General features: G+C 66.8%; 12 protein-coding genes. 5 read left to right on the top strand and 7 right to left on the bottom strand.

Annotated features, from left to right (window positions below):
- Positions 1 to 15: 15 nt before the first annotated feature.
- On the top strand, positions 16 to 2514 hold the full coding sequence (gene gyrB, locus Q0U08_RS12045; protein ID WP_298091652.1) for a DNA topoisomerase (ATP-hydrolyzing) subunit B: 2499 nt from the start codon (positions 16 to 18) through the stop codon (positions 2512 to 2514).
- A gap of 83 nt (positions 2515 to 2597) precedes the next feature.
- Entirely contained in the window at positions 2598 to 3059 is a 462-nt protein-coding gene (locus tag Q0U08_RS12040) for a DUF1440 domain-containing protein (protein WP_298091651.1), read from the top strand.
- 561 nt (positions 3060 to 3620) lie between these two features.
- Here the strand turns inward: Q0U08_RS12040 and Q0U08_RS12035 are convergent.
- The 7 genes from Q0U08_RS12035 to Q0U08_RS12005 all read right to left on the bottom strand — a co-directional run bounded on the left by Q0U08_RS12035 (position 3621) and on the right by Q0U08_RS12005 (position 10029).
- A complete protein-coding gene (locus tag Q0U08_RS12035) occupies positions 3621 to 4661 on the bottom strand; it encodes a response regulator (protein ID WP_298091650.1) in 1041 nt (346 codons plus the stop codon).
- Between the two features lie 2 nt (positions 4662 to 4663).
- A complete protein-coding gene (locus Q0U08_RS12030) occupies positions 4664 to 5107 on the bottom strand; it encodes a response regulator (protein ID WP_298091649.1) in 444 nt (147 codons plus the stop codon).
- A complete protein-coding gene (locus Q0U08_RS12025; RefSeq protein WP_298091648.1) occupies positions 5104 to 6609 on the bottom strand; it encodes an ATP-binding protein in 1506 nt (501 codons plus the stop codon). Before Q0U08_RS12025 ends, Q0U08_RS12030 begins: the two co-directional genes overlap by 4 nt.
- Before the next feature lie 103 nt (positions 6610 to 6712).
- Positions 6713 to 7477, bottom strand: coding sequence for an exonuclease domain-containing protein (locus Q0U08_RS12020; protein WP_112381911.1), 765 nt, complete (start codon positions 7475 to 7477; stop codon positions 6713 to 6715).
- A gap of 38 nt (positions 7478 to 7515) precedes the next feature.
- Complete coding sequence (gene pgmG, locus Q0U08_RS12015) at positions 7516 to 8907, bottom strand: phosphoglucomutase/phosphomannomutase PgmG (protein ID WP_298091647.1); 1392 nt, start codon at positions 8905 to 8907, stop codon at positions 7516 to 7518.
- A gap of 30 nt (positions 8908 to 8937) precedes the next feature.
- Positions 8938 to 9201 (bottom strand): J domain-containing protein, encoded by a 264-nt coding sequence (locus Q0U08_RS12010; protein WP_298091646.1) that lies wholly within the window; start codon positions 9199 to 9201, stop codon positions 8938 to 8940.
- 30 nt (positions 9202 to 9231) lie between these two features.
- On the bottom strand, positions 9232 to 10029 hold the full coding sequence (locus Q0U08_RS12005; RefSeq protein ID WP_112381914.1) for a division plane positioning ATPase MipZ: 798 nt from the start codon (positions 10027 to 10029) through the stop codon (positions 9232 to 9234).
- Between the two features lie 75 nt (positions 10030 to 10104).
- Between Q0U08_RS12005 and panC the strand changes: the two genes are divergently transcribed.
- From panC to Q0U08_RS11990, 3 genes are all read left to right on the top strand, one after another.
- Complete coding sequence (panC, locus tag Q0U08_RS12000; RefSeq protein WP_298091645.1) at positions 10105 to 10947, top strand: pantoate--beta-alanine ligase; 843 nt, start codon at positions 10105 to 10107, stop codon at positions 10945 to 10947.
- 97 nt (positions 10948 to 11044) lie between these two features.
- Positions 11045 to 11305 (top strand): hypothetical protein, encoded by a 261-nt coding sequence (locus tag Q0U08_RS11995; protein WP_298091644.1) that lies wholly within the window; start codon positions 11045 to 11047, stop codon positions 11303 to 11305.
- 649 nt (positions 11306 to 11954) lie between these two features.
- Positions 11955 to 12280, top strand: a 326-nt coding sequence (locus tag Q0U08_RS11990; RefSeq protein WP_298091643.1) for a hypothetical protein, incomplete at its 3' end; no start/stop codon positions are given.

Below are 12280 nucleotides of genomic sequence, written 5' to 3'. Positions count from 1 at the left end.
CCCTATATGCTTGGCATGGCAGACACCCCCCAGAACAGCGAATACGGCGCCTCCTCGATCAAGGTGCTGAAGGGCCTCGACGCAGTACGCAAGCGGCCGGGCATGTATATCGGCGATACCGACGACGGATCGGGCCTGCACCACATGGTGTTCGAGGTATCCGACAACGCGATCGACGAGGCGCTGGCGGGGCATTGCGACCGGATCGACATCACGCTGAACCCCGACGGGTCGGTGAGCGTCACCGATAACGGCCGCGGCATTCCGACCGGAATCCACCCCGAAGAGGGCGTGTCGGCGGCCGAGGTCATCATGACTCAGCTTCACGCGGGCGGGAAGTTCGAGAACACCAGCGACGACAATGCCTACAAGGTGTCGGGCGGCCTGCACGGCGTCGGCGTGTCGGTGGTGAACGCGTTGTCCGAATTCCTGGACCTGACGATCTGGCGCGACGGCGAGGAGCATTACATGCGCTTCGCGCACGGCGATGCGGTCGCGCCGCTGAAGGTGGTGGGTAAGGCGGAGCCGGGGCAGAAGGGGACGCGCGTCACCTTCCTGCCCAGCCCGTCGACCTTCAAGATCACCGAGTTCGACTTCGACAAGCTGGAGCATCGGTATCGCGAGCTGGCGTTCCTGAATTCGGGCGTGCGCCTGTTCCTGACCGATGCGCGCCATGACGAACCGAAGACGGTGGAGCTGTTCTACGAGGGCGGGATCGCCGCGTTCGTGAAGTGGCTGGACCGCACCAAGGCGGCGCTGATCCCCGAGCCGATCGCGATCACCGGGCAGCGCGACTATATCGGCATGGATGTCGCGCTGGAGTGGAACGACAGCTATTACGAGAATGTCCTGGCGTTCACCAACAACATCCCGCAGCGCGATGGCGGCACGCATATCGCGGCGTTCCGTGCGGCGCTGACCCGCACGCTGAACGCCTATGCCGACAAGTCCGGCCTGCTGAAGAAGGAAAAGGTGTCGCTGACCGGCGACGACATGCGCGAAGGACTGACCGCGATCGTCTCGGTCAAGCTGCCCGATCCGAAGTTCAGTTCGCAGACCAAGGACAAGCTGGTCTCCTCCGAAGTGCGTGCGCCGCTGGAAAGCCTGATGGCGGACAAGCTGGCCGAGTGGCTGGAAGAGAACCCCGCCCATGCCCGCTCGATCATCGCCAAGGTGATCGATGCCGCGGCTGCGCGTGAGGCGGCGAAGAAGGCGCGCGAGCTGACCCGGCGCAAGGGCGTGATGGACATCGCCAGCCTGCCCGGCAAGCTGGCCGATTGCCAGGAAAAGGACCCGGCCAAGTCGGAGCTGTTCCTGGTGGAAGGCGACTCGGCGGGCGGCTCCGCCAAGCAGGGGCGCGACCGGCATTTCCAGGCGATCCTGCCCCTTCGCGGCAAGATCCTGAACACCGAGCGGGCGCGCTTCGACCGGATGATCTCGTCCAAGGAGATCGGCACGCTGATTCAGGCGATGGGCACCGGCATCGGCCGCGAGGATTTCAACGCGGACAAGCTGCGCTACCACAAGGTCGTCATCATGACCGACGCCGATGTGGACGGCGCGCATATCCGCACGCTGCTGCTGACCTTCTTCTATCGCCAGATGCCCGAGCTGATCGAGCGCGGGCACCTCTTCATCGCGCAGCCGCCGCTCTACAAGGCGACCAAGGGGCGTTCCGAGGTCTATCTGAAGGACGAGGCGGCGCTGGACGAGTATCTGGTCGAGGGCGGCGTGGCGTCGATGATGCTGGAAGGCGCGACCGGCACGCGGTCGGGGCAGGATCTGAAGGCGCTGGCCGATCATGCGCGGCGGATGCGCACGCTGATGCGCTACGTGCCGCGGCGCTACGACCCGTCGATCGTCGAGGTGCTGGCGCTGGCCGGTGCGCTGGATCCCATGCTGGACCGGGCCGGGCGTGAGGGCGCGATCGCCGAGGTGACGCGCCGTCTGGACGCGGGCGACAGCGAGGCGACGTGGAGTGCCCGCCTGACCGAAGAGGGCGGCGTGCATTTCGAGCGGCTATGGCGCGGCGTGACCGACCACCACATTGTCGAGGCGACCTTCCTGGTCTCCGCCGAGGCACGCAAGCTGCACGCGCTGGCGGCCGAGCAGGCGGACAGCTTCGCGCAGGCCGCCAAGCTGGTGCCGATGCGGGGCGCGGCGGGGACCGAGGCGCCCGTCGATGCGGTGCCGACCGACGAGGACGGGCAGGCGACGACCGTGTTGACGCGTGGCCAGACGCGCGTGGCGCGGCCCAGCCAGTTGCTCGACGCGATCCTGGCGGCGGGGCGCAAGGGCCTGGCCATCCAGCGTTACAAGGGGCTGGGCGAGATGAACGCCGAGCAGCTTTGGGAGACGACGCTCGATCCGTCCAACCGCTCGATGCTGCGCGTGACCAGCGACGATGTGGCGGCGGCGGACGAGGTGTTCTCGCGCCTGATGGGCGAGGTGGTCGAGCCGCGGCGCGAGTTCATCCAGGACAATGCGCTGAACGTCGCCAATCTGGACGTTTGATCCGAAGCATTTCGTCGCGACCCCCTGAACATGCGGGGGGTCGCGGACGTTCTGTTGCCGAAGCGGCGACAAGGACGGGTGCAATGGCAAGGCTTTGGCAGACGGTAGGCATCGGGCTGGTCGGCGGACTGGTGGCGGCCGCGGCGATGGACGCATTCCAGCGCGGCGTGTCACCGCTGATGGGTGGTGGCAGCAACGATGATCCGTCCACGATCAAGGCCGCCGACAGCGCCAGCCGGCTGGTGACCGGCGAGCCGGTGACGCAGAAGCGGCGTGAGACGGCGGGGACGCTGGTCCATTACGCGACGGGCGCGGCGATCGGTATTGCTTACGGGGCTCTGGCCGCCGGTGATCCGCGCGTGTCGCGCGGGTTCGGCGTGCCGTTCGGCATGGCGACGATGCTGGCGATCGACGATGTCGGGGTGCCGGCGTTCGGCTGGGGGCCGGCGCCGCAGGATACGTCCGCTGCCATGCATGCGTATAGCGCGGCGTCGCATGCGGTGTTCGGCGTGGTGCTGGAAGGGGTTCGGCGCGGGTTGTCGTGACTCAGGGCCTCCCCTCCCCTCCAAGGGAGGAGCTATAAATGCTGTATCCTTTCCCAAAGAGCATCGTGCGTTAAACCTGCGTCAGCACATCCGTTCGGCCTGAGCCCTTCGACAAGCTCAGGATAAACTTCGGCGCGTGGCGCCGAAGTCGAAGGCCAAGCGCTGGGGCTGTGCTTCGACTTCAGCGCGAAGCGCTGAAGTTTATCCTGAGCGGCTGGCTTGCAAGCCAGTCGAAGGGCTCAGCACGAACGGAGGGGGTGGATCGGATTTCACGCAGCTTGCTCTAGAATCGGATGACAAGTGGTCGAATCCCTACCCGTTCGTCTCGAGTAACCGTCGAGTAGCGGCACAGCCGCGTATCGAGACCGTGTATCGAGAGACAGGGTGCGCACGCGACAGTACCTCGATACGCTCCCGGAAAGCGGCTCGATTTCTGCTTGGCACGGGCGGATCAAGGTAAAACTATCACGTTCTGATGTTGCGCTGTGCGGCGGCCCCTCACCCTCCCATCGCTTCGCGATGGGCCCCTCCCTCTCCCCGGAGGGGAGAGGGGTATATGAACTAAGCGATGCTGGCTTTCAGCATGGCGCGGGCGCCGCGGTGGGCGGGGTCGTATTCGAGGCTGCTGTGCAGGCTTTGCGCCATGGCGCGCATCAGGCGGGTGCCGAGGCCGGTGCCGCGCGGGGCGGCGTCGATCGAGAGGCCGCAGCCGTCGTCTTCCACGATGAGCAGGAAGCCGTCGTCACCGTCGCGGGTGAGGTGGACGCGGACTTCGCCGGAGGCGTCGGCGGGATAGGCGTATTTGCAGGCGTTGGTGACAAGCTCGGTGACGATCACGCCGAGCGACACCGCCTTGTCGGTGGGCAGCCGGATCGGCTCGGCGGCGAGGCGCAGCGCGCGCGGGGCGCTGTCGGTCGACCAGGTTTCGGCCAGTTCATCGACCAGCGCGCCGAGATAGTCGCGCATGTCGACGCTTTCGACGTCGTTGGCGGTGTAGAGGCGGCGATGGACCTGCGCGATCGCCTGGATGCGCCGCTGCGTATCGGCGAGCGCGTCGCGCGCCTGTTGGTCGGCCAGCACGCCCGCCTGCAGCCCCACCATTGCGGACACGAGCTGCAGCGAGTTGGCGACGCGGTGGTTCACCTCGCCGAGCAGCGCTTCCAGCCGGGCGTTGGAAGCGCGCAGATCGGCCTCCGCCTGGGTCTTGTCGCGTTCCAGCGCGGTGCGGTCCAGCACCTGCGCGAAGCTGGCGGACAGCAGGTCGAAAAAGTCCTCGCCCACCGTCTTCACCACATAATCGGCGGCACCCGCCTTCAGCGCGGCGACCGCGATGCGGCCCTCGTCCGACCCGGTGACGTAGACGACGGGCGGCGGGGCGGGCAGTTCGCGGATGCGCTCCAGCGTTTCCAGCCCGTCCATGCCCGGCATGTAATGATCGACCGCGATCAGGTCGAACGCGTTCGCCGCCGCCTCCGCCAGCCCGGTGGCGCCGTCCGGCGCGCTCGTCACCTGATAGCCGTGGCGGCGCAGCACGCGGCTCGCCAGACGGCACAGCCCGGCGTCGTCGTCGATATAGAGGATGCGGGGGCCGCCGTCGGTCACGCTCAGTCCTCGATCTCCGGCACCTGGATCACCGACAGGAACAGGCCAAGCTGGCGAATCGCCTGGGCGAAGCTCTCGTAATTCACCGGCTTGGTGATGTAGACGTTGCAGCCCAGATCGTAGCAACGCTGGATCTCCACCTTGTCGTCGGTGGTGGTCAGCACGACGACGGGGGTGCGCTTGAGCGGGCTGTCCTCCGCCTTGATCCGGGCGAGAATGTCGGTGCCGCTCATGTCGGGAAGGTTCAGGTCGAGCAGCACCAGCGCCGGGCCGTTCTTGGCCGGGCCGTCGGCCGCCTCGAACAGATGGTCGAGCGCGGTGGTGCCGTCGGTGAAATGCTTCAGGTCGTTCAGGATGCCGGCGCGGCGAATGTTCTTTTCGATGAGGCGGGCATGGCCCTCGTCATCCTCGATCATGATGATGCCGACGGTGCGATGGTCGTTCATGAGGCAGCGACGTCCTGATGGAGAGAGGAGGGAAGCGACAGGTGGAAGGTGGCGCCCTGGCCGAGTTGCGATTCGACGGCGATGGTGCCGCCCAGGCGATAGGCGAGCGCGCGGACATGGGCCAGGCCGATGCCCTCGCCCGGCTGGTCCTGCTGCCCGGAGCGGCGGAACAGGTCGAAGATGCGCTGATGGTCGCGCGGATCGATGCCGCGGCCATTGTCCTTGACCGAGATGATGACGCGGGCGCGGTCGCGGACGGCGGACACGGTGACCTCGCCCGCGCGGCCCGGCTGGAGATATTTGGTCGCGTTCTCGATCAGGTTGGACAGGATCTGCTCGATCGCCAGCCGGTCCGTCACGATGCGCGGCATCGGCCGGCGCACGGTGACGGTGACGCCGCGTTCGTCGATGACGTGCTGGATCGAGGCGATGATCGTGTCGACCAGTGCCGCGGGGTCTAGCGGTTCGGGGGCGATGGTGCGGCGGCCCTCGCGGCTGAGCTTCAGGATCGCGTTGATCAGCCGGTCCATCTTGGCGGTGGAGGTACGGATGAAGCGGATCGATTCGGGCAGATCCTCGCGCGCGGCGAGGCGGGCATCTTCGGTCACGATATGAGGGGCTTCCGCCTCGGCGCGGGTGACGAGTTCGGCGAGAGGGGCGGTGGCGGCGGAGAGTTCGGCGGTGAAGCCCATGACGTTGACGAGGGGCGAGCGCAGATCGTGGCTGACGATATAGGCGAAGCGCTGTATTTCCTCGTTGGCGAGCGCCAGGTCGGCGGTGCGCTCTTCCACCTGATCTTCCAGCGTTTCGTTGAGCAAACCGAGTTCGTCGCGCGAGGCGGAAAGGTCGCGGGTGTAGCGCAGGATGGTGAGCAGCGAGGCGAGTGCCACCAGCACGAACACGACCACCCCGGCGGTCAGCACGATATAGAAGATCCGCTCGCTCGATGCGCGCTCGCCGGCGCGATAGGCGAGAAGGCGGCGCTCGTCGGCGTTCATCGCGGCGAAGTTTTCGCGCAGGGCAAGGACGATGTGCGCGCCCGTCTGCGCACGGAAGCGGGCGAGCGCCGCGCTGCCCCGGCCGGCCCGGACCAGCGCGTTGGTGCGCGCATGCTCGGCAAGCAGCGTGCGGACATCGCCTCGCACGTCGGCGACCAGTTGCTGCTGGCGCGGATTGTCCCGCGTGAGGGCGGCGAAGCGGTCCACCGCCTGCGGGATCGCGGCGGCGGCGTTGGCATGGGTGGTGAGGAAGGAGGCGCGACCCGACAGCATATAGCCGCGCCGCGAGGTCTCCGCCTGTTCCACCAGCCGGCCGATATCGGCGATCGTGCTTTCCACCTGGTAGGAATGGATCAGCGCGCCGGTATGGCGCTGGGCATTGTTCAGGGTGAAAAAGGCCGCGACACCGATCGCGACAAGCGCGGCAAAGCCGAGGGCCATGCTTCCGATCAGGAAGCGGCCCATCAATCCCCGGCGTGCGATCCCTTTGGAGGCCCCCAACATGGCCGAGGCCTTACGCCAAGGCTTTGCCCGGCGCCAGAGGGAGACGCGTTGACCGGTTCGAGTAGAAACGGTGCAATCACATGGGCTTACTGGCCGGAAAGATTTATAGCAGCAGTTCCTGCGCGCTGGGGCGGCCGATATGGCCGCCGCCGCGGCGCCGGGCCATCTCGGTCTCCGCGGTGAAGCGGACGTCCGGATCGCGGTCGGACAGGAAGCCGACCAGCGACTCCTCCTCGATCTCGCGCCAGTCCTTGCCGCGATCCGGGCCGTAGCGGACGCGGGGGAGCAAGCCGGGCTGGCGCGACCATTCGAGAAGCTGCGCCAGGCTCGCTTCGTTCAACTGGTCGCGCAGGTGGAAGGCGGTGACATAGGCGTCCGGAAAGGCGCGGTGGATGGGCAGGCCGCGCTCATGCTCCAGCCCGTCGGGCTTGCGCCAGTAGCGCAGCACCTGGTTGGAGAAGCTGGGGCTGTCCGGCCATAGCCGCAGCGCGCATTTCCAGGTGCAGATCCAGTCGGCCGAGCGGGTGAAGGCGGGCGTGCAATATTGCTGCTCGAAATCGGCGCGGTGCGCAGCGAGCGCGAGGCGGCGCGGCCAGGGATCGAGCACCTGACGCGCGACATCGTGCCACCAGGGTGCGTCGGCGACCTGTTCGTCCAGGATGTGATGGATCGCCTGGGTGATCGGCGGGATCGGGCGGCCGGGATTGACCAGGATGCTGCCACCCTCGCCATACAGCTCCCAACGGCCATCGGCGCCCAATGCCACATCCTGCCAGCCGACCTCGCACACGGCATGGGTGGGCGGGGCGGAGCCGGTGGTCTCCAGATCGATGACTCGGATGATGTCGGGCTGCTGGCGGGCGCGCATAGCCGCTATGTGGGCGCGAAAGGGCAGAAATGCGAGCCTTAATGGTTCGCAGGGAAGCCGGGGGTCCGTTGCAGGCCATGGGCCGCGAGGTGGCGGTCGATGGTCGCGAGCAGCCGGTCCAGTCCGGCCTGGTCCGCCGCCTCCGCGCGGATGGTGAGTGCAGCCTGGGTGTTGGAGGCGCGGAGCAGCCACCAGCCGTCGGGCGTGGTCACGCGGGCGCCGTCCGTGCGGTCCACCTGCGCGCCTTGCGCGACGACGGCATCGACAATGGCATCGGCAACCGCGAACTTGCGGTCCTCCGCGACAGGCAGGCGCAATTCGGGCGTGGCGACGCGCACCGGCATCGCATCGCGCAGCGCATCCAGCGAGCGGCCGGACAGATGGATCGCGCGGATCAGCCGGATCGCGGCATAATGGGCGTCGTCGAACCCGTACCAGTCGCCCGCGAAGAACATATGGCCCGACATCTCGCCGCCCAGCGGGGCGCCGGTCCGCATCATCGCGACCTTCATCAAGCTGTGGCCGGTCGGTGCCATGACCGGCCGGCCGCCAAGTTCGGCGACGCGATCGAACAGGGTCTGGCTGGCCTTCACGTCGGCGACGATCGGTGCGCCGGGATGCTCGGCGAGCGCGGGTTCTGCCAGGATCGCGAGCAACTGGTCGCCCCACAGCACGCGGCCCTGACCGTCGACCGCGCCGATCCGGTCGCCGTCGCCATCGAAAGCGAAACCGAAATCGAGCTTTTTATCGATGACGAGGCGTTTCAGATGCGCCAGATTGGCTTCTTCGGTAGGATCGGGATGGTGGTTGGGAAAATGTCCATCGACATCGGTAAACAGCAGGTGATGCTCACCCGGAAGCAGCTTCGCCAGCCGTTCGACGATCGGACCGGAGGCCCCGTTCCCCGCGTCCCATCCGATCCGGAAACGCCCCCCGGCATATCCCGCCGACAGGTCGCCCAGATAGGCCTCGACGGTCGGGTTGTCCGTGACCGTCCCAATCCGCCCCTGCTCCCAGTCCTGCGCCGCGGCAATCCGCGCGAGATCCTGAATGTCCTCGCCGTAAAAGGGATGAGACTGAAGCACCATTTTGAAGCCATTGTCCTGGGCGGGATTGTGGCTTCCGGTTACCTGTATGGCGGCTTCCACTTCTAGGGTCGCTTCCGCATGGTACAGCATCGGCGTGGGGCCCATGCCGATGCGGACCACATCGACGCCTGATGCAGTCAGCCCGCGGACCAGCGCTGCCTCCAGCGCGGGCGAGGACAGCCGCCCGTCATAACCGACCGCGACGCGGACGCCGCCCACGCGGCGCACCCGCGTGGCGAAGGCGCGCCCGATCGCATAGGCCGCGCCCTCGTCCAGCGTCTGCCCCACGGTGCCGCGAATGTCGTATTCACGCAGGGCAGTGGGATGGATCGGCTGGGTCATGTCGGGTCCGGCAGGCAGGAAGGTCTGGGGTCAGCGACGCGACTTGAGCAGCAGGTCGCGCGCGGCGTTGATCCGGCGGGTCAGCTCGGCCGATCCGCCGCGATCGGGATGGGTATCCGCCACCAGCCGGCGATGCGCGGCGCGGATGGCATCCGGCCCGGCCGCCGCATCCAGCCCGAGCAGCGCCCGGGCGGCGGCCTCGTCTGCCAGCGACGCGGCCTTGTGCTTCGGCCTCGGCTTGGCCAGGAAGCGCCACGCCAGCCAGATCACCAGCGCGACGATGATCCACTTCATGCCGGGATCCACTTCATGCCGGGATCCGCTTCACGCGGCGGCATCCGGCGCATCGGCCTCGGGCAATTGCAGCGCGGCCATCATCTCGCGCAGCTCCTGCCGCGCGGCGACATGGGCCAGCCCCATCTGGCCGAATTCCTTGGCATCGATCATGGTCAGGCCCGCCGGAAACATCTCGCGGTAGATGACACGCTCGCCGAGACCCGGAATGATGCGGAAGCCGACCCGCTTGGCGAGCTGCGTCAGCGCGTCCGACACGCGGCGCATGTTGCGCGCCTCGATATGCTGCAGACGGTTGCGCAGCACGACCCAGTCGATCGTGGTGCCGTCCTGACGCGCACGCTGCTTGCGCGCATCCCAGATCAGTTCGGAATAGAAGGAGGGGCGGGTCACCTGAAAGGTTTCGGGATGGACCTGCCCGATCAGGTCGAAATCGACGAAGCTGTCGTTCATCGGCGTGACCAGCGTGTTGGACAAGGCCGCCGCGGTGCGCGCGAACGGATCGTCGCGACCGGGCGTGTCGACGATCAGGAAGTCGGCATCCTGGCACAGCCGGAACCAGGTCTCCTCGAACCCCTCCTCGGTCTGGCTGCTGTGCGTGGCATGTTTCGGCATGGGCAGGGCGATGCCGCTGCGCCGGATGGTTTCGGCACGATTGTCCAGATACCGCCCGACGGTGCGCTGGCGATGATCGAGGTCGAAGCACGCGACGCGGGCGCCCTTTGCGGCAAGCGCGATCGCGACATGGACCGCGGTGGTCGACTTGCCGGTTCCGCCCTTTTCGTTGGCGAAGACGATGACATGGGTATGCGGGGGCCGCTCGGGCAACTCGTCGCTTCCTTATTGATCCCTGTTGCCACCCTACATAGAAGCCCCCGGCCTGGGGAACGAGGGGTAAAATCAGTGCAAGTCATTCGCGAACGGGACGCGCTTGCGGCCGCCGTGGCGGAATATCGGTCGGACGGCTTTCGCGTCGTGCTGGTGCCCACCATGGGGGCCCTGCATGCGGGGCATGTCTCGCTGATCGAGGCGGCCAAGCGGCCGGGCACGAAGGTCGTCGCATCGATCTTCGTCAATCCGCGCCAGTTCGGACCGAACGAGGATCTGAGTCGCTATCCGCGGCGCGAGATGGCCGACATCCGCATGCTGACCGAGGCGGGCTGCGACGCGGTGTGGATGCCCGCCGTCGACACCATGTATCCCGACGGCTTTGCCACCACGATCAGCGTCTCGGGCGTGTCGGAGAGTTTCGACGGCGCGGCGCGTCCCGGCCATTTCGACGGGGTGGCGACCGTGGTGACCAAACTGTTCAACCAAGTGCGCCCCGATGCAGCCTATTTTGGGGAAAAGGATTTCCAGCAGATCGCCGTGATCCGCCGCATGGTCGCGGACCTGGACATGGGCATCGAGATCGTCGGCGTGCCGACGCAGCGCGAGGATGACGGCCTGGCCCTGTCGTCGCGCAACATCTACCTGGATGCGGACGAGCGCGCCAGGGCGGTGGCGCTTCCCCGGGCGCTGGGCGTCGCGGCCCGCGCCATCGCGCGCGGCGAGGATGTCGCCGCCGTGCTGGACGATGCGCGCGCCACGCTGAGCGCGGCCGGTTTCGAGGTGGATTATGTCGCGCTGGCCGATGCCGAGACGCTGGCGGTCGATCCGGCGGCGGACCGGCCCCGGCGCCTGCTGGCGGCGGCGCGGATGGGCAGCACCCGGCTGATCGACAACGTGCCTGTCGATCAAGGTTAACGCGTTAACCAGATATCGACCGAATCGGCCCCAAACCCTGTTCATCGAACGAATCGACCGAACGAACGGTCGAGCGCATGAACAGGGGACTTTCGTCATGATGACCAACGGGGTGGAACAGGGGGTGCGCGACGGTGTCGCGCTGTACGATCGCGGCGTCGCCTGCTCGACCGGATCGGGTGGCACGCTGCTCGACCTGGTTGAAGCACATAAATGGTTCAACCTGGCCGCGATCAGCGGCTTCGTGCCGGCGCAGGTCGCGCGTGCCGAGGTTGCGATGGACATGAGCGCGCGGGAGATCGCGGAGGCACAGCGCAAGGCGCGCGCCTGGCTGACCGGGAGCATGCGGGCGCACTGACAGCCCGTTCACGGGATCGTGGAGGAACGGATAAAGGGCCAGCCGAGCGGGCGACGCCGAATACGGGGCCGAACACGGGCTTGCGCGGCCTGATCACCGTGACGGCCGGTGATGCGCGCATCACGAGTCACGTCGCGGGCATAAAGGTTGGGCGTGCGGTGCTTTGCCTGGTCGGGGCCTTCGCATTTCAGGAGCGTTGATCGAGCCGGTTTCCGGCGATCTCGCCGTCGTCGTAGTTATGCTGTTGATATGACGCCCTAATCTTCAGGATGTGGCTGCTGAGACTATAGAGTTAGCGGTACCAGATTCTGGTTTCCTGTGCCCAAATTGGCACAGGTCCGACACATGGCACGTCGCTTCACGCAGCTTATATGATGATGAATCATAGGGTTAGTCATGAGGGGCCTTTGCAGGTGTCGATCATCTGCAAAGACGATCAAAATTATCGAATAATACTTATATCAATTTCTCAAATCCGTCTTGTGGCCGGATCGGCTCTAAGATATTCCATGCGATCTCGGCCATGGTTGGCCGCGATGCCGCTGCCGGCGGAAGACCGGCACGTGGTTGGGGCGAGATTTGGAGGGGTTGCATGACGGGTCGCGGTTTGCGTGACGCTCGCGTTGGGCGTCGGGTATTGCATGTTGGTGTGTCGACCTTGGCGTTGCTGCTGGCGTCGCAGCCCGCCTGGAGCCAGACAGGTGCTGGCGGTGCCGCCCAGTCTGCGGGCGCAGGATCGCAGGGCGCGGTTTCCGGCATGCCGGTCGCCAGCGACGACACGGCATCGACCGCATCTGGGCAGGCCGGCAGCACCACCGGCACGGCGGACAGTGCGCAGGATGCATCGGTAACGCAGCCCGAGACGGGCCGGGACGAGATCATCGTGACCGGCGTGCGCCAGAGCCTGGCGAATGCGCAGAACATCAAGCGCAACGCCGACACCGTGGTCGACGCGATCACCGCCGAGGATATCGG

This window comes from uncultured Sphingomonas sp., from assembly GCF_946477935.1.
In the GTDB taxonomy this organism is placed as follows: domain Bacteria; phylum Pseudomonadota; class Alphaproteobacteria; order Sphingomonadales; family Sphingomonadaceae; genus Sphingomonas.
The sequence above is the reverse complement of the archived record's forward strand: the minus strand, read 5'-3'. Positions and strand labels throughout refer to the sequence as shown.

Bases quoted from the DNA above. Each gene is read 5' to 3' on its own strand.
- gyrB (WP_298091652.1), top strand. From the start codon at position 16: ATGGCAGACACCCCCCAGAACAGCGAATACGGCGCCTCCTCGATCAAG.
- Q0U08_RS12040 (WP_298091651.1), top strand. From the start codon at position 2,598: ATGGCAAGGCTTTGGCAGACGGTAGGCATCGGGCTGGTCGGCGGACTG.
- Q0U08_RS12030 (WP_298091649.1), bottom strand. From the start codon at position 5,107: ATGAACGACCATCGCACCGTCGGCATCATCATGATCGAGGATGACGAG.
- Q0U08_RS12025 (WP_298091648.1), bottom strand. From the start codon at position 6,609: ATGTTGGGGGCCTCCAAAGGGATCGCACGCCGGGGATTGATGGGCCGC.
- Q0U08_RS12020 (WP_112381911.1), bottom strand. From the start codon at position 7,477: ATGCGCGCCCGCCAGCAGCCCGACATCATCCGAGTCATCGATCTGGAG.
- pgmG (WP_298091647.1), bottom strand. From the start codon at position 8,907: ATGACCCAGCCGATCCATCCCACTGCCCTGCGTGAATACGACATTCGC.
- Q0U08_RS12010 (WP_298091646.1), bottom strand. From the start codon at position 9,201: ATGAAGTGGATCATCGTCGCGCTGGTGATCTGGCTGGCGTGGCGCTTC.
- Q0U08_RS11995 (WP_298091644.1), top strand. From the start codon at position 11,045: ATGATGACCAACGGGGTGGAACAGGGGGTGCGCGACGGTGTCGCGCTG.